Origin of the sequence: Pseudomonas kielensis (genome assembly GCF_014236655.1) — a bacterium.
Taxonomy (GTDB): Bacteria; Pseudomonadota; Gammaproteobacteria; order Pseudomonadales; family Pseudomonadaceae; genus Aquipseudomonas; species Aquipseudomonas kielensis.
This window is the reverse complement of record NZ_JACMYG010000006.1, coordinates 200723-218009: the sequence shown is the minus strand read 5'-3', so window position 1 is coordinate 218009 and position 17287 is coordinate 200723. Positions and strand designations below refer to the sequence as shown.

Here is a 17287-nt window from a genome sequence, read left to right as displayed (position 1 = left end):
TACGCATACGTCTTTACTTGTACATACAAGCATATGCAATCGAGCGGCCAACTTGCCGGGCAGGCATTCAAGAAAAACGCTGAAAGGGCTGGAGGGCGCCTGAATCAAGGGTTCTTGCGTGGATGATTTTTTTCGCGGGGACGTTTTCGAGGGCATGCCCGTTGTTACTGCAACGTGGTTTTGCGCCACGTTGGGGCGTTCGGTAACACGCACTGCTCAATTCAGCGCACTCCAGAAACACCCTACAACCTCATTAGAAGCGTCCGACTCTACTGCCACCGATCCTCGCCGACTTCATAACCACCCCCCCTTGAAGTCACGCCTGCGAGGAACCCGCAATGAAACAGTGGAAAGTCAGAACCCATCTCCTGCTGCTTGCCGGCACCCTGCTGACCAGCTTGATGTGCATCGGCGCACTCGGGTTGTACGGGATGCGCTCCACGGTCCAGGGACTGGAGACGGTATACCTCGACCGGGTCATCCCGCTGCAGGACTTGAAGAGAATTTCCGAGCTGTATTCCGTCCAGATCGTCGACGCCACACACAAGGCCCGGGACGGCATCTACACCGCCGCACAAGCCGCTGAACAGATCAGCCTCGCGTTACCGGAGATCGAACAACGCTGGCTCAGCTACCTGTCGACGCACTTGATTGCCGACGAAGTGCAACTGATCGGCGAAATCGCCCCGCTGATGCAGGCAACCGAAGCGCCGCTACGGCACTTGCAGGCGCTACTCAACCGCAGCGCTCCTTCAGACCCGAGCCTGGAGCACTTCGCCGCCCGACAGCTCTACCCCTTGATCGACCCGTTGACCTCGCTGTTTTCGCAACTGACCGACGTTCAACTGCAAGAGGCCCGAAAACAGTACGAGCTCAGCCAAGCTCGCTACGAGTTCTACAGGAAGCTGGAGGTCATTGTCCTGGCGCTGACGCTGCTGTTCGCCAGCCTCTACGCCGCGATTTTCTGCGCCAGACTGGTGCGCTACCTCGGTGCCGAACCCCACGAGTTGGCCGCGATCAGCACACACATCGCCCAGGGCCAACTCTTCGAACCGCCCACCTTCAGCGCAACCACTACGGGAGTCATGCAATCCGTCGAGGCGATGCGCCGCAGCCTGCGCAGCATGATCGGCAAAATCCGCGAGGCCTCGCGGCACATCGAGGCCTCGACCAGACGCCTGGGTACCTCGTCCGAGCAAGGCCTGAAACAGGCCGCCGAACAGACCAGTGCCGCGTCTTCCATCGCCGCGGCCGCTGAACAGATGTCGGCCAACATCACCCACATCGCCGAGAGTGCCGTGCAAGCACGCGATACCACGCAAAAAGCCGAACAGATCACCGTCCAGGGCATGACCGCCATGGACCGATCCATCATTGAAATGCAGCAAATCGCGCAGTTGGTGACCCAGACCTCGAGCGATCTCGATCAACTGACCGTGCACTCCAATTCCATCGGGAAAATCGTCGACGTGATCCACAGTATCGCCGAACAAACCAACCTGCTCGCGCTCAACGCCGCCATCGAGGCCGCCCGGGCCGGGGAGCAAGGCCGCGGGTTTGCCGTAGTTGCCGAAGAAGTACGGGAGCTGGCGATCCGCACGACCCGCTCCACTGCCGAGATCGTAAAGCTGGTGAGTACGATCCAGGGCGGCATGCGCAAAGCGAACAACAGCATGAGCGCCGGTCGTGAGCGGGTGCTTCAGGGCCAGCAACTGATCGACAGTGCCGGCGCATCGATGAGTGATGTAAAAAACGCGCTGGATCAGTCACTCGACGCGGTCAGGCAGATTTCCCACGCCTTGCAGGAGCAACGTGTGGCCAGTGAGGACGTCGCGCGCAATGTCGAAACCGTCGCACAGCGTGTGGAGGAAAATGTCGCGGCACAACAGGACGTCGTGACCACCACGCACGCGCTCAAGCGAATGTCGAGTGAACTGGAGGAGACCGTTCGAGGCTTCATCCTCGAACGGGAATAACCGGCATTAGCGCTGCGGCGTCAACTCGATCACGCAGCACGGGCCACTGACGGAGATTTCCAGCAAACCGCGGTTACCGTCCAGTTGCAGGCAATCATGGCGACCCAGTTGCTGGGCACCTTCACTGAGCTTCACTGCAAGCTGTTCGGTGACACTGAACACCAACACAGTGCCCGCTGAAGTAAAGAAACGCTGCTCGCCGTCCAGCCACTGCAACCGCGCGCTGTAACGCTGCGGCGCATAAATCAGGTTGAAGTCACGAATCGCCCCACCCAGCAGTGTGCACGACACCTGGCTCTCGCCGCTGAAGGCAAAGGGGTCCAGCGGTAACAGTGGACGCGTGTCCTGACCATCGACGGTCAAGCGCATGCCGGCGCCTTGCAGCACGGTGATCACCCGCTGATAACCGGCGAAGGTGGAGAACCCGCCCGACTCGCCGATATCGGCAATCGACAGGCGCCAGCCGAAACCGTCCAGGCCGGTGCCGGCATCGCGGGTAATTTCTTCAGTGCTACCGCCGCCATTCTTCCACGGCATGCGCGGATAGTCGGCCGCGCGCAAGACCTTCAACTGACTCATGGGTGCCTCGTGTCTTATTTATGAAACCGCCCTTCCAGGCGATGACGGGAACCGGGGTGGATCAGGCGTGCAGCCGTCACCGGCTGGCGGCCCGACCAGGTGCGCCGACGAATCAGCAGGCACGGCTCGCCCTTTTCGATTTGCAGCAACTTGCACTCGCTGGACTCGGCCAGGATCGCCTCGACCACGTGCTCGCCCTCGGTCAGGGGCGCCACCTGGTTCAGATAGGCGTACGGCGTTTGTTGGGTGAAGTCTTGCTTGAGGTAATCCGGCGCCACCAGGGCGTTCACAAAACGATCCTCGATCTGCACCGGAATATCGTTCTCGAAATGCACGATCAGCGAATGGAAGACCTTCTGCCCTTCGCGCATGTCCAGCGCCAGCGCACGCTCGGAACCGGCAGCCTCTTCTTCCAGGGTGATCACCTTGCAAGTGTGGCGGTGGCCACGGGAGGCGATCTCATCGGCAATGTTGTGCACTTCAAACAGCGCGGACTGGCTCTTGGGTTCGGCGACAAAGGTTCCGACGCCCTGCATGCGCACCAACAGGCCGTCGGCCGTCATCTCGCGCAGGGCGCGGTTGATGGTCATGCGGCTGAAACCCAACTGGCTGACCAGCTCGCTTTCCGACGGCACACGGTAGTGCGGCGGCCAGTTTCCACTGTCGATCTGCTGGGTGATCATCTGTTTGACGCGTGCGTACAAGGGCGCCGGACTGTCGCCCAGGTTGGCACTCAGCGTCGATACTGCAGGCGGAGTCGGCACAGGAAATCCTTGTTGATGGATGAAAGTCACTAGCTTGCCGGAGTTTACCGAGCAGGCAAACGTCTGTATATGTATATACAAATAACACACGATGGGGTGCTGAACCATGTCCGCCTTCTTTGCCGAACGCGCGCTACTGCCTGACGGATGGGCCAACAATGTACGTCTTGAGGTCGGTGCCGATGGCCTGCTGACCCACATCCAGGTCGATGCCAGCGCGCAAGGCGCGGAACGGCTGAGTGGTCCGTTGCTGCCGGGCATGCCCAACCTGCACTCCCATGCGTTCCAGCGGGCGATGGCCGGCCTGGCGGAAGTGGCAGGCAATCCGAACGACAGTTTCTGGACCTGGCGCGACCTGATGTATCGCCTCGTCGGAAAAATCAGCCCGCATCAGTTGGGCGTGATTGCCCGCCAGCTGTACATCGAAATGCTCAAGTGCGGCTACACCTCGGTCGCCGAATTCCACTATGTGCACCACGATCACAATGGCCAGGCGTATGCCGACCCCGCCGAGCTGTCGCTGCAGATCAGCCACGCCGCCAGCGCCGCCGGTATCGGCCTGACCCTGCTGCCGGTGCTGTACAGCCATTCCGGTTTTGGTGGCCTGGCGCCGAACGATGGCCAGCGCCGCTTTATCAACAGCACGCAAAACTACCTCGACTTGCAGGCGCGTTTGCAGCCGATCCTGGCGCAACAGCCGGCACAGCGCCTGGGCTTGTGTTTCCACTCGTTGCGCGCGGTGACACCGCAGCAGATCAGCGACGTGCTGGCCGCCAGCGACCCGCAGTGCCCGGTGCATATCCACATCGCCGAACAGCAGAAGGAAGTCGACGACTGCCTGGCCTGGAGCGGTCGCCGGCCATTGCAGTGGCTGTATGAAAACACCGAAGTCGATCAGCGCTGGTGCCTGGTGCACGCGACCCACGCCAATCCGGAAGAAGTCAGTTTGATGGCCAGAAGCCGAGCCATCGCCGGCCTGTGCCTGACCACCGAAGCCAACCTGGGCGACGGGATTTTCCCGGCCGTGGACTTCCTCGCCCAAGGCGGGCGCATGGGGATCGGCTCCGACAGCCATGTGTCGCTGAGTGTGGTCGAGGAATTACGCTGGCTGGAATACGGCCAGCGCCTGCGCGATCAACGCCGCAACCGCCTGTATGGCGCCGAGCAACCGATGGTCGGTCGCACCCTGTACGACGCCGCGCTTGATGGCGGCGCGCAGGCGCTGGGCCAGCCGATAGGCGCACTGGCAGTGGGCAAGCGCGCCGATTGGTTGGTGCTCGATGGCAATGATCCTTACCTGGCGACCGCCAGTGGCGACGCCATTCTCAACCGCTGGCTGTTTGCCGGCGGCGACCGTCAGGTCCGCGACGTGCTGGTCAACGGCAAGTGGGTGGTGCGTGACGGCCATCATGCTGGCGAGGAAGAGAGCAGCCGGGCGTTCACCCAGGTGTTGCGCGACCTGCTGGGCTGATCGCTGCACAGGTGGGAGCAAGGCTTGCCGGCGATGGCGTCGATACATTCGCCAGCGCCGGCAAGCCTTGGGTCTGCGGTTACTTCGAGGTCTTGGCCATCCGCTCATCCGACACACGCCAGATCAGGCGAGTGGTGTCGTAGCCCTGCTGACGCGCCCTGCTCAGCAGTTCTTCACGGGTCTCGGCGTTGACTTGCGGCTTGCGCGACAACAGCCAGAGGTAGCGGCGGTTGGGGTTGCCGACGATCGCGGTCTGGTAGTCATCGCTGACGTACAGCACCCAGTAGTCGCCCTTGACCACACCTGGCAACAGGCGGGTAAACCAGTTATCGAAATTCACCCACAGCTTGTCGGTCTTGCCCGGCACCTGCGGCGTCGCCGTGCCCCGGGCTTCTTCCCAGGTCCACTCTGGCGTCAGGCAACGGTTGAGCACGCCCATGTCGCCGTCGGGCTTGAGGGCGTAGTGGGCTTCGGACTGGGCGCAGTTGCGCTGGAAGTACATGGGCATGCGCGCCAACTCGTACCATTTACCCTGGTAACGCTTGAGGTCGACGTTATTGGCCGTTTTGGGTGCCAGCGAATCATCGCCAGAGGTGGCACAGCCGGCCAAGAACAGACCGGCTAAAAGAACGAGTACAAACCGCATCATTATTTTTCTCCCGTGGGCGCTTGGCCCCGGTTTACTTCAGGCCTTGCCCGGAAAACATCAACACTTTGTCACCGGCAAATTGCACGCTGATAAAGCTGTTCTTGTCGCCCCAGGTGCAGCTGGACATGCCCAATGCGCCGGAACAATCCGCAGGTTTGCCCAACAGGGTTTCGACCTCGGCCTTGGGCATGCCCGCCGAGAGTTTCGAGTAGTTTTCCTGGTTGACCTTGCTGCATGCGGCCAACAGCACGCAAAACGACAGCAAGGCGATAGATCGCAGCGACATGGTGAAACTCCTGGGAAGAGACGCTGGCATGGCTGCCAATCAGAAGCTTAGAAGAGAAAACCCCCATCTGGTTCCCAGCGCAGGCGGGTATTTCTTGAACGGTCAGATCGGCGCCCAAGGCTTGAATCGGACACTGTTTTGCGCCGTACGACATTTCGTCGTTTTTTGCCAAACCCGTCTCATCTTTGCCGCCGCCCTGTCGACATAGAAGCATCGCCAAGCCCTGCTGTGGCAATTTGACGCCCCCCTCGTTGACCCGTCCTCCCGCGGTAGCTCTCTTAATGACCAGAAACATGAAGTTCAGCCACAAGATCCTGCTCGCCGCTGCCCTGGTGGTGGCCGTTGCATTCGCCTGTTTCATCCTGTTCAACGACTATCGCCAGCGTCAGACCCTGCGTGCCAGCACTGAAGCCTCGATGCAGGAGCTCGGCAGCCTGACCACCAGCAACATCCAGACCTGGCTGGAAAGCCGTATCCAGCTCCTGCAATCGCTGGCCCAGCAGGTCGCGATCGATGGCCCGGCGCCGGCCACGCTCAAGCGCACGGTCGGCCTGCCGGTGTACACCAGCAACTTTCAGCTGAGCTACTTCGGTGGCACCGACGGCCTGATGTTCTCGGTACCGGCCGGCAATCGCGCCGCAGACTACGACCCCCGCAGCCGTGGCTGGTACAAGGCCGCCAACAGCGCCCAGCAGACCATCGTCACCGAACCCTACATCGCGGCGTCCTCGGGCAAACCGGTGATCACCGTGGCCACCCCGGTGCAGCACCAGAACCAGTTGATCGGCGTGGCCGGGGCAGACATCGACCTGGCCAACGTCAGCGCCATCATCAACTCCCTGGACTTCGACGGGCACGGGCACGCCTTCATTGTCAGCGGCGCCGGCAAAATCCTGATTCACCCGGACAGCAAGCTGGTGCTCAAGAGCCTGGCCGAGGCCTACCCCGCCGGAGCACCCAGCGTCAGCGCCGGAATGAAGGAAGTCGAGGTCAACGGCAAGCGCCAGTTCATCTCCTTCACCCACGTCAACGGCGTGCCCTCGGCCGACTGGTACGTCGCCCTGGTGCTCGACCAGGACACCGCGTTCGCGATGCTCAGCGAGTTTCGCACCTCGGCGATCATTGCCATGCTGATTGCCGTGGTGATCATCATCGCGCTGCTGGGCATGTTGATCCGTGTCCTGATGCAGCCGCTGCTGGACATGGGCCGGGCGATGCATGACATCGCCGAGGGCGAAGGCGACCTGACCAAGCGCCTGACCATTCACGGCCATGACGAGTTCGGCGCCCTGGGTGTCTCGTTCAACCGTTTTGTCGAGCGTATCCACAGCTCGATCCGCGAAGTGTCCTCGGCCACCGGGCACGTCAACGAAGTCGCGATGCGAGTGGTCAGCGCTTCCAACTCGTCGATGTTCAACTCCGACCAGCAAGCCTCGCGCACCAGCAGTGTCGCAGCGGCGATCAACCAGCTCGGGGCCGCCGCCCAGGAAATCGCCCAGAACGCCGCCCTCGCCTCGCAGCACTCCAGTGATGCCCGTGGCCTGGCCGAGGAAGGTCAACAGGTGGTGGATAAAACCATCGCGGCGATGCAGCAGCTGTCGGCGAAAATCAGCGACTCGTGCGGCAATATCGAAACCCTGAACAGCAACACGGTGAACATCGGGCAGATTCTGGAGGTGATCACCAGCATCTCCCAGCAGACCAACCTGCTGGCGCTCAACGCCGCCATCGAGGCAGCGCGGGCCGGTGAAGCCGGACGGGGATTTGCCGTGGTCGCCGACGAAGTGCGCAACCTGGCCCACCGCACCCAGGATTCGGCGCAGCAAGTGCAAAAGATGATCGAAGAGCTACAGATCGGCGCCCGCGAAGCGGTGAGCATCATGACCGACAGCCAGCGCCAGAGCGAAAGCAGCGTCGGCATCGCCAACCAGGCCGGCGAACGGCTGGGCAGCGTGACCCAGCGCATAGGTGAAATCGACGGCATGAACCAGTCGGTGGCGACTGCGACCGAAGAGCAGACGGCGGTGGTCGAGTCGATCAACGTCGACATCACCGAAATCAACACCTTGAACCAGGAAGGGGTGGAAAACCTGCAGTCGACCTTGCGTGCCTGCGCCGACCTGGAACAGCAGGCAGCGCGGTTGCAGCAGTTGGTGGGGAGTTTCCGGATCTAGGGCGCTCTCACCGAGCTCATCGCGGGCAAGCCGCAAGCGGGCGCCCGCGATGGCGGCATCAGCAACAACAAGCTAGAACCGCGACCCCGGCTCACGCAAAAACGCGACTTCCTCTGGCGTACTCTCACGCCCCAGGATCGCATTGCGATGGGGAAAGCGGCCAAACCGCGCGATGATCTTCTGATGCCGTTCGGCGTAATCGAGGTTATCGGCAAACACCCCGCGCTGTGCCTGGGGCTGCTCGGCCAGCAAGTCGGCAAAACGCGAAACCGCCTCGTTCTGCACCGCCAGGTGCTCGCAGTGCTCGAACACCAGGTAGATAAAGACGCGCTGGATCGCTGGCAACTGGCGATCGAAATCCGCGGCTATGCCTTGCGCCACAAGCGTTTGGGCACGCGGGTCACCGGAAAATGCAGCGGGGGTATCGCGATAGATCATGCGCGGCAGTTGATCGAGCAACAACACCAGGGCCAGCCAACCTTCGGGACGTTGCGTCCACTCGGTCAATCCGCCGGCCAGTGCCTGGTCCACCAGGTCCGCAAAACGCTCGCGCGCTTCACGGTCCTGGCTGTCACGCTTGCCGAACCACAGACCGCCCTGCTGCGCCGCCACTTCGTTGGGGTTATCGGCTGTACCGAACCACCATTGAAGCAACGGCAACCAGGGCGCGGTCATGGTTTATTCCTTGTGGTAAGCCGTGGCGCGTTCGACTTCTTCTTTCGAGCCGAGGAACACCGCTACGCGCTGGTGCAGGCCTTCTGGCTGGATGTCGAGGATGCGCTGGTGACCGTCGGTGGACGCGCCGCCAGCCTGCTCCACCAGGAACGACATCGGGTTGGCTTCGTACATCAGGCGCAGCTTGCCTGGCTTGGACGGCTCGCGGCTGTCGCGCGGGTACATGAACAGACCGCCACGGGTCAGGATGCGGTGTACGTCAGCGACCATCGCGGCCACCCAACGCATGTTGTAGTTCTTTTTCAGCGGGCCTTCTTCGCCAGCCAGCAACTCGTCCACGTAGCGTTGTACCGGAGCTTCCCAGTGACGCTGGTTGGACATGTTGATGGCGAATTCCTGGGTGGCCGCAGGAATGGTGATGTCTTCGTGGGTCAGCACGAAGCTGCCCATTTCACGGTCCAGGGTGAAGCCCTTGACGCCGTGGCCCAGGGTCAGCACCAGCATGGTCTGTGGACCATAGATGGCATAACCGGCAGCAACCTGCTGGGTGCCTGGCTGCAGGAAGGCTTTTTCGTTCAGGGGTTCGTTCTGGGTCAGGTACTCGTTCGGGCAACGCAGTACCGAGAAGATGGTGCCGACCGGGGCATTGATATCGATGTTCGACGAACCGTCCAGTGGGTCGAATACCAGCAGGTATGCACCTTTCGGGTATTTGCCCGGGATCTGGTAGGCGTTGTCCATTTCTTCGGACGCCATGCCGGCCAGGTGACCGCCCCATTCGTTGGCTTCGAGCAGGATCTCGTTGGAGATCACGTCGAGCTTCTTCTGCACTTCGCCTTGCACGTTTTCAGTGCCCATGCTGCCCAGAACACCGCCCAGGGCGCCTTTAGAGACGGCGTGGCTGATTTCCTTGCAAGCTCGCGCCACTACTTCGATCAGGAAACGCAGATCGGCAGGAGTGTTGTTGCTACGGGTCTGCTCGATCAAATAGCGACTCAGGGTAACGCGGGACATGTAAGGCTCCGGAGAAGTGGGGGCTAAAAACCCGCGCAGTTTAACGCGAGTCGTTACGCAATTGCTCTTATCAGACGAGATTCGCCTGACAGAGTTCATGCGCCGGGATGAGCGTAGTCGCAAAACCGCAGATTCGGATCACGGCTTGACCGCCGGTTTGCGCAACAAACTGAAGGCCATGGCCGCCAGGAACAGCACGCTGAGCAACAGTACAGCCCACAGGCCAAGCCTCTTCCAGTCGGTCCCCTGATTCAGCGGCAGCGGCGTCTGGACCGGTGAAACCACCAGCGTGCCCTCCTCGACCCGGGCCTGGCCAAGGCTCTCCAGGCGCTTGGGGCTGATGTCCGGGATCAGGGTGGCCAACGGCAGGCTCGCGGTTTTTTCGCTGCTGCTGCCCAGCGCCAGGCGGTACGGCCCGGCACCCCGGGCGAGGAATACCAACTGGGTCGCGCGCACCGCATAACGCACGCTGGGCACCTCGGCGCCCAGGCCGCCACCGCGATCATCGACCGTCAACTTCAACTGCTGCACCACCTGCCCCGGCAACTGCAGCTGGTCCTGCACCACGTCCTGGCCATTCTGGGTCAGGCGGTAGAGCAATCCGCTGCTCACGGTCTGCCAGGGCAGGCTGCTGTCGCGACGTCCGGCAAGCGTCACCGGCGCCAGGCTGTTGGCTTCGGTCAATTGCACCTGCAGGCGCTCGACACGCAAGCCCATCGGCAACTGCCAGGTGTACTCACCGGCCTGGGTACGGTTGCCGGCCACCGGCTCGGACCACACCAGGGGCTGCACCGGGCTGCTGGTGGTCAGGCTCTGCAACTGCGCCGAGGTCAGCACCGGGGCCGCCTGCGGGGTTTGCCACAGCAGGCGCAGGTAACGCGCACGCTGGCCGGGCAGTGCGACTTCATGCTGCTCGACCCGCTCGTCGGCAAACGACAGGCGCGCCACTTGCCCTTCCCCCCAGGCCTGCCAATGCTGCAAGTCGTCACTGGCTTCGATGCTGAATCGCTGGAAACCGTCCTGCTCGCTGGACCAGTCGAGGATCAACTGCTGCAACGGCGCCTTGATTGCACTGGCGTCCAGCAGCCAGCCACGGCGCACTTCCTCCCCGGCCTCCAACTGGCTGGACGGTTGCACCTGCACCAGGGTGCCGGCGGCATTGGACTGAACACGCACGTTCGGCACCGCCGAGCCGGCATCGGCCGAGTCGTACAGCGGGAACCACTTGACCTCATGCAGCTGCAGACGCTCACCACTGGGCGCTTGCTCGCGCGTCAGCGAATAGGCCTGCGCTTCACCGGCGGCATTGAACACCCGCACATCCGCCAGGTCGGCCTGCCGGGCATGCAGTTGCACCGCCAGGGGCAAATCGAGGCGGTACCAGGGGCCTTCGCCGCTGAGGGTCAGCGGCACTTGGGTGGCGAAGTTCGCCACGCTTTCCCCGGCCTGCGCCGACAGCACCAGGCAGCATCCAAGCACCGCCAGCCAGCGAGGGCTCACCATCATGTTCAAGAGGACACTCCTTCAGATTCATTGGCCGCTTCATGCGGCTCAGGCGCAGCTTCGACACGTTTGGGCGGCAGCGGCGCGAAGTAGCCGACCACCAGCAGCAATACACCGACGCCGATGAACGACACGATGCGCGCCAACCCACCACGGTTGCTCAGCTCGACAAAGACCAGCTTGGCCACCACCAGCGCGATCAGCGCCGCCCCCACCAGCCAGACTTCCCGACGTTTGCGCAGATGCCCGCCGATCATCAGGCTGAGGGCGATCAGGGTCCAGACCAACGACAGGCTGGCCTGCACCAGCATCGACCCGAGCAATGCATCCAGCTCGTATGGCACGCCGCCCCAATGGTGGGCACTGCGCATCACCACGGCGGTGAAGAACGCGAACAACGACAGCCCAACCACCGCTTCGCTGGCGAGCCCGGCGTGCTCGAAGCGAATCGCCAACTGGCCCTGGGCACTGCGCGACCACGCATAGACGCCAAACAAGGCAAACAGCAGGCCGATATCCAAGGGGTTGAGCAGTGGCAGGTACGGCAACGGCTCGGCGTTGCCCGCGCTGACCGTGTTGGCCAACCAGAACCAGCACAGCATCAGCACCGCCAAGGGCAGCGCGGCGTACAACCGGTACTCGCGGGCATAGGCCGAGACCGGCCACGGCCAGGCACGTGGCGCGGCCATCAGCACCAGGTACAGGCTCGGCAGAATCGCCCAGCCCAGCCAGCGCCAGGCGTTGTACTGCTCGGACAACACCAGCAGGCCATAGCGCAATTCCAGCGCCAACACGCCGATCAACAGCCAGCAGCCCAGCACATGGGCCACGCTCGCCACCGGTGGCGCGAGCATCGGCGCCAGGCGTCGCAACGAGACGAAATGCACGACGAACACCGCCGCCCACGCCAGCCAGCCAAAATCCGCCGCCGGGTGATAACGCCCATGGGACGCCGACCACAGCAACAGGCCGGCCGCCGGGATCAACAGGGTGCACAGGATGCCCAGGGCGGGCCAGTTCAGACGCAAGGCCAGCCACGTCCACAGCGCCACACTCACCGCTGCGCAGCCCAGCAACAGCGCGCCAGACAACGACACTGGCGCAAAACGCAGCACCTCGGTCAGCAGGGCCAATGCCCACCAGGCCGCGCCCCACGCCAGCAGCAATTCGGACAGGCGCCGCAGGCTCAAGGCACCGAACGCACTGGCAGGGTTGCCCAGCTGCAAGCGCCAGGCCCCGACCATGGCCGCCAGCCCCAGCACCATCGGCGTCCAGAACCCGCCATGGGCCAGCGGTCGCAAGCCTTCGTGATCCAGAGGCCCCAACAGGTCCGGGCCGGCAATCAGGAACGCCGCGCCGCCGATCACCTGCAACACCAGGCCAAACACAAAACTCAGACGCTGCTGCAGGTACAGGCTCAACCAGATGATCAACACCCCGCTGGCGGCCCACACCGCGCTCGCGGTTTGCCAGGGCAGAACAAACAGCACCGCCAGGTTGATCAGTGCCAGCCCCGCCAACAACACCAGCGACAAGCCGCGCAGCAAGCGCAGATCACTGCGTACCATGCTGTCGCGGGCGGCGAACAGCATCCCGCCGATCAGCGCCAGGCCAATCAAGGATGCGGCCAACAGACCGCTCCAGCCGGCGCTGAACACTGCCGTCGAATCACTGCTGGCACCTTGCAGGCGCAGCAGGAACAGCACGCCCCCGAGCAGTTGCACGGCAAACGCGGTGAACAGGAAGGTGCGTGACTGCAGACGCAGGCCGACGAACAACGTTGCCAATCCCGCCAGGGCCCAACTGATTGCCGTGCCCTGGGTGAAGAAGAACAGCGGTGCCAGCAAATAAAGGAACGCCAGACCGGCGCAGGCCAGTACCGGCAAGCCTTGGCGTTCCCAGGCTTGGGTGTGCCCAGGCGCTGCAGCGCGCAGTTGATAGAAGGTGAACAGCAACGCCAGGCCGAGCATCAAGGCGCCCAGCGGCGCACCCTCGATCAGGCTGCTGACGCCGACATCCAGCTCGCTGAGGAACGCCAGCGCCGAGCCCAGTTGCAGCAGCAACGCAAAGGCCCGTGCCAGCGGCCGCTGCTGGCGCAAGCCGAGCCAGTAGATACCCGCGCCTTCAACGGCCCAGGCAGCGGCCGTCCAGCGTGCATCCAGGCCCAGGGGAATGGCCAGGCTGGCAAAGATCACCCCCAGCGCCAGGCACGTCTCACCCAGCAACAGCGAGCGACCGCCACTGAGCACGCGGGCCAGGCCCATGTAGATAAAGCCCAGCAGCAGCGCACTGAAGGCCGCCGCGAACTCCAGGTGATGCACCAGCGCGAACTGCAAGCCAAAGCCCACCAACGGCGGGCCGAACAGCAGGGTGCCGTCGACGTAGTCACCCTTGCGCGCCGACCAGTGCAGCAGTGCTTCACGATTGCCGTCCACCGGGGCGTCGCTCATTTCCAGCAGTTTGCGCCGGGCGAACAACAGGCCGATGGCCAGGTACATCAGGAAGAACAGAATCAGGAACGGCTCAGTGCTCCACAGCAGCTGCGGGGTATAGGCGCGCAAGCCCCAGGCCAGGCCAATGCCAAAGGTGCCGACGAAGCCGATCAGGTTCAGCAGGCGCCAGGCCTTGAACCAGGCGATACCGAGGATGCCGGCGTTGAGCAGGGCGAAGTAGCTGAACAGGGCGACGTGGTTACCCGCGCCAGTGGAGGTCAGGATGGGCGCGGCGAATCCGCCCAATGCCGCGGCGCAGGCCAGGGCCAGGGAGTCCTGGGTGATCGCCAGGATCGCCGAAAACACCGTCACCGCCACCAGCAGGCCGAGGGCCGCCGTCGGATCGAGCAATGGGTGCAAGCGCATGGCGGCGAACACGGTCAGGTACAACACGGCAATCCCGGTGCCCTGCAGGATCAACGCGTACTGGGTGTTGCGCAGCCGCAGCCACCACCCCAGACCCAGCAAGACCAGGGCCGCCGCCGCAACGCCGGCATAGCGCAACTCGATCGGCACCACCATGCCCTCGGTGGCGTAACGCAGCAGAAACGCCAGGCCGAAGAACAACAGCACCACGCCCACCCGCAGCACCGTGTTGCCGCCAAACAGCCAGTCACGCGCACCGGCGATGGTGCGGTCGAACAGGTTGGGGGCGCGAGGGGGCTGGGGAACGGCGGATGGCTCAGGTTGGGGCGTCCACAGGTCGACCGGTGCCGGTTCGACACGGGCTTGGGCCATGCTGATCTCAGGCGGTAGCTCCCAGACCAGCTCGGACACGGCAGGCAGCGCCACAGGCGCTGGCGCCTGCGCCGGGACACTCTCGGCATGGGGGAGTGGATCGGCAGCAACGCCGCCCCCCTCCAGCAAGGCCAGGCGCTGCTCAACCGCACCCAGGGCCGTCTGGGCCAGCTTCAATTCGCGCCCCTGCTGAAATGCTTGCGCATTCAAGCGCTGCAGCACAAACGCCTGGCCGGCACCCAACCCGATCAGCGCACCGATCAAGGCGTCGCTGAACGACTCATCGAGCAGCCAGCCGAGCACCAGCCCAATCAGCATGAACATCCATTGCATGGTCGATATCCCTTCGCGTAGGCACTGCCGCAGGCTGCGATTGGCCCGCTATGCCAGTATATCGATCCCCCCCACATGAACGACGAGACTTTTCTTGAAGGCTCCCTACTCCAGTGCCTTCCAGATATCCGTGGCGTACTCACGAATGGTCCGGTCCGAGGAGAACCAGCCCATCCGCGCGCTGTTGAGCACCGCTGAACGCCACCACTCATTGGAGTCGTGCCACAGGGCATCGACGCGCATCTGCGCGGCCCAATAGGCGTCAAAGTCGGCACAGACCAGGAAGCGGTCGTACTCGATCAAGGAGTCGATCAGGCCGGTATAGCGCGCCGGATCATCCGGCGAGAACACCCCGCTGCGAATCGCTTGCAACACGTCGTTGAGCCGGTGGGACGCGGCGATATCCGGGGCGGCGTGGAACTCGTGGTTCTGCTTGCGCGCCTCGACCTGCTGGGCACTCAGGCCAAAGATGAACATGTGCTCGGCACCGATACGCTCGCACATTTCCACGTTGGCACCGTCCAGGGTGCCGATGGTCAGGGCGCCATTGAGGCCGAATTTCATGTTGCTGGTGCCGGACGCCTCGAAGCCGGCGGTGGAGATCTGCTCCGACAGGTCGGCCGCCGGAATGATGCTCTCGGCCAGGCTGACGTTGTAGTTGGGCAGGAACACCACTTTCAGCAGGCCGCGCACAGTCGGGTCGTTGTTCACCGTGCGGGCGATGTCGTTGGTCAGTTTGATGATCAGCTTGGCCTGGTGATAACTGGCCGCCGCCTTGCCGGCGAAGATCTTCACCCGCGGCACCCAGTCGGTCTCAGGCTCGGCGCGAATCGCCTGGTACAGCGCCACGGTGTGCAGCAGGTTGAGCAGTTGGCGCTTGTACTCGTGGATCCGCTTGACCTGCACGTCGAACAGCGCCGCCGGGTTGACCGCAATCCCCAGGCGCTCGTGAATCAGATAGGCCAGGGCCTTCTTGCTGTGCAGGCGCTGCTCGGCGAACTGCTTGCGAAATGACGCTTTCTCGGCAAACGGCTCCAGGCCCTGCAACAGCTGTTCGGGGTTGTCCAGCAGCTCCGGCCCCAGGGCATCGACCATCATCGAGGTCAATTCCGGGTTGGCCTGGTACAGCCAGCGGCGGAAGGTGATGCCGTTGGTCTTGTTGTTGATCCGCTCGGGGTACAGCTTGTGCAGTTCGGAAAATACCGTGCTGCGCATCAGTTGCGTGTGCAGGCCGGACACGCCATTGACACTGTGGGAGCCGAGGAACGCCAGGTTGCCCATGCGCACCCGACGGCCGTTGTCTTCCTCGATCAGCGACACCGCGCGCAGCACGTCGAAGTCGTGGATGCCCTTGGCCCGCAACGAGTCGATGTGCTGGGCGTTGATCAGGTAGATGATCTGCATGTGCCGCGGCAGCATCCGTTCCATCAGCCCTACCGGCCAGGTTTCCAGCGCTTCGGGCAACAGCGTGTGGTTGGTGTAGGACAGGGTGTCGACCGTGACCTGCCAGGCCGCGTCCCACTCCACGTCGTAGATGTCGACCAGTTGGCGCATCAGCTCGGCCACGGCAATCGAGGGGTGCGTGTCGTTGAGCTGGATCGCCGCGTGATCACCCAGGGTCAGCACCGAGCTGTGCATGTTGCGGTGGCGCCGGAGCAGGTCCTGCAGGGACGCGGCGACAAAGAAGTACTCCTGGCGCAGGCGCAGTTCCTGCCCCGCTTCGGTGCTGTCGGCCGGGTAAAGCACCCGAGAGATGCTTTCGGCCCGGGCCACTTCGGCCACTGCGCCCAAGTGATCACCGGCGTTGAAACGCTCCAGGTGCAGGTCTTCCATGGCCCGTGCCCGCCACAGGCGCAAGGTGTTGACGCTGGCTCCGCGCCAGCCGACCACCGGCGTGTCGTACGCCACCGCGCGCACCGTTTCCGAAGGCGACCAGACTTGCTTGCTCTTGCCGCCGGCATCGATGACGGTCTCGACACTGCCGCCAAAACCGATCGGGTAAATCACCTCCGGCCGCTCGAACTCCCAGGGGTTGCCGAAATCCAGCCAGTGCTCGGTCTGCTCCTGCTGCCAGCCGTCGACAATCGCCTGACGGAACAGGCCGTGCTCATAGCGAATGCCGTAGCCATGCCCGGCGATCCCCAGGGTCGACATGCTTTCCATGAAGCACGCGGCCAGGCGGCCGAGGCCACCGTTGCCCAAGGCGGCGTCCGGCTCCAGCAGGCGGATACGCTCCAGGTCGACCCCCAGCTCAGTCAGGGCCTCGCGGGCCACGTCGAGCAGGCCCAGGTTGCTCAGGCTGTCGTAGAGCAGGCGGCCGATGAGGAACTCCAATGACAGGTAGTACACCCGTTTCTGGCCTTTGCGGTAGATCTGCCGGGTATGGTCCATCCAGTGCTCGACCATGTGATCGCGCGCGGCGAGCGCAATGGCTTCGAACCAGTCGTGGTCGAAGGCGTGATCCGGATCCTTGCCGACGGCGTAGGTGAGTTTGGTCAGGACGGCTTCGCGAAATGCGGCCACCTCAGCTTCGCGAACAAGTGGTTCTTGAGTCATCGATAGGGCCTCGGGCGAGCAGGGAATTGACTGAGCCTAGACGGTCTGACAAACGGTGCAGCCGCTCGTTCGGGTGT

The 17287-nt window shown here is 63.2% G+C and carries 12 protein-coding genes and 1 pseudogene; 4 read left to right on the top strand and 9 right to left on the bottom strand.

Annotated features, from left to right (window positions below; translation table 11 throughout):
- Nucleotides 1–338 precede the first annotated feature (338 nt).
- Complete coding sequence (locus H7995_RS08575; protein WP_166592149.1) at nucleotides 339–1976, top strand: methyl-accepting chemotaxis protein; 1638 nt, start codon at nucleotides 339–341, stop codon at nucleotides 1974–1976.
- A 6-nt stretch (nucleotides 1977–1982) separates the two neighbouring features.
- Here H7995_RS08575 and H7995_RS08570 read toward each other — a convergent pair whose 3' ends face one another.
- Nucleotides 1983–2555 (bottom strand): HutD/Ves family protein, encoded by a 573-nt coding sequence (locus H7995_RS08570; protein WP_182343145.1) that lies wholly within the window; start codon nucleotides 2553–2555, stop codon nucleotides 1983–1985.
- Between the two features lie 14 nt (nucleotides 2556–2569).
- A complete protein-coding gene (hutC, locus tag H7995_RS08565; protein WP_232534619.1) occupies nucleotides 2570–3238 on the bottom strand; it encodes a histidine utilization transcriptional repressor HutC in 669 nt (222 codons plus the stop codon).
- A 187-nt stretch (nucleotides 3239–3425) separates the two neighbouring features.
- Between hutC and H7995_RS08560 the strand changes: the two genes are divergently transcribed.
- The gene (locus H7995_RS08560; RefSeq protein WP_166592147.1) at nucleotides 3426–4790 is read left to right on the top strand and encodes a formimidoylglutamate deiminase; all 1365 of its coding nucleotides are present in this window, start codon (nucleotides 3426–3428) and stop codon (nucleotides 4788–4790) included.
- Between the two features lie 79 nt (nucleotides 4791–4869).
- On the opposite strand, the gene H7995_RS08555 is transcribed toward H7995_RS08560, so the two are convergent.
- Together H7995_RS08555 and H7995_RS08550 are read right to left on the bottom strand one after the other, a co-directional pair.
- Entirely contained in the window at nucleotides 4870–5439 is a 570-nt protein-coding gene (locus H7995_RS08555) for a lipocalin family protein (protein WP_166592146.1), read from the bottom strand.
- A gap of 31 nt (nucleotides 5440–5470) precedes the next feature.
- Nucleotides 5471–5725: a hypothetical protein gene (locus H7995_RS08550; protein WP_095167330.1), complete on the bottom strand. Its 255-nt coding sequence runs from the start codon at nucleotides 5723–5725 to the stop codon at nucleotides 5471–5473.
- Nucleotides 5726–6006: 281 nt separating this feature from the next.
- On the opposite strand from H7995_RS08550, the pseudogene H7995_RS28975 reads away from it, so the two are divergent.
- Both H7995_RS28975 and H7995_RS28970 read left to right on the top strand, forming a co-directional pair.
- Nucleotides 6007–7041, top strand: a pseudogene (locus tag H7995_RS28975) (HAMP domain-containing protein); the annotation flags it as partial.
- A 63-nt stretch (nucleotides 7042–7104) separates the two neighbouring features.
- On the top strand, nucleotides 7105–7899 hold the full coding sequence (locus tag H7995_RS28970; protein WP_457810071.1) for a methyl-accepting chemotaxis protein: 795 nt from the start codon (nucleotides 7105–7107) through the stop codon (nucleotides 7897–7899).
- 72 nt (nucleotides 7900–7971) lie between these two features.
- On the opposite strand, the gene H7995_RS08540 is transcribed toward H7995_RS28970, so the two are convergent.
- The 5 genes from H7995_RS08540 to H7995_RS08520 all read right to left on the bottom strand — a co-directional run bounded on the left by H7995_RS08540 (nucleotide 7972) and on the right by H7995_RS08520 (nucleotide 17210).
- Nucleotides 7972–8574 carry a DUF924 family protein gene (locus tag H7995_RS08540; RefSeq protein WP_166592457.1) on the bottom strand — a complete coding sequence of 201 codons (603 nt, stop codon included), beginning with the start codon at nucleotides 8572–8574 and terminating at the stop codon, nucleotides 7972–7974.
- Nucleotides 8575–8577: 3 nt separating this feature from the next.
- Nucleotides 8578–9588, bottom strand: a complete 1011-nt coding sequence (locus H7995_RS08535; protein ID WP_166592456.1) for a class 1 fructose-bisphosphatase — start codon at nucleotides 9586–9588, stop codon at nucleotides 8578–8580.
- 138 nt (nucleotides 9589–9726) lie between these two features.
- The gene (locus H7995_RS08530) at nucleotides 9727–11094 is read right to left on the bottom strand and encodes a DUF3999 domain-containing protein (RefSeq protein ID WP_166592458.1); all 1368 of its coding nucleotides are present in this window, start codon (nucleotides 11092–11094) and stop codon (nucleotides 9727–9729) included.
- 2 nt (nucleotides 11095–11096) lie between these two features.
- Entirely contained in the window at nucleotides 11097–14654 is a 3558-nt protein-coding gene (locus H7995_RS08525) for a DUF2339 domain-containing protein (protein ID WP_185818240.1), read from the bottom strand.
- Nucleotides 14655–14759: 105 nt separating this feature from the next.
- The gene (locus H7995_RS08520; RefSeq protein ID WP_166592454.1) at nucleotides 14760–17210 is read right to left on the bottom strand and encodes a glycogen/starch/alpha-glucan phosphorylase; all 2451 of its coding nucleotides are present in this window, start codon (nucleotides 17208–17210) and stop codon (nucleotides 14760–14762) included.
- Between the last annotated feature and the right edge of the window lie 77 nt (nucleotides 17211–17287).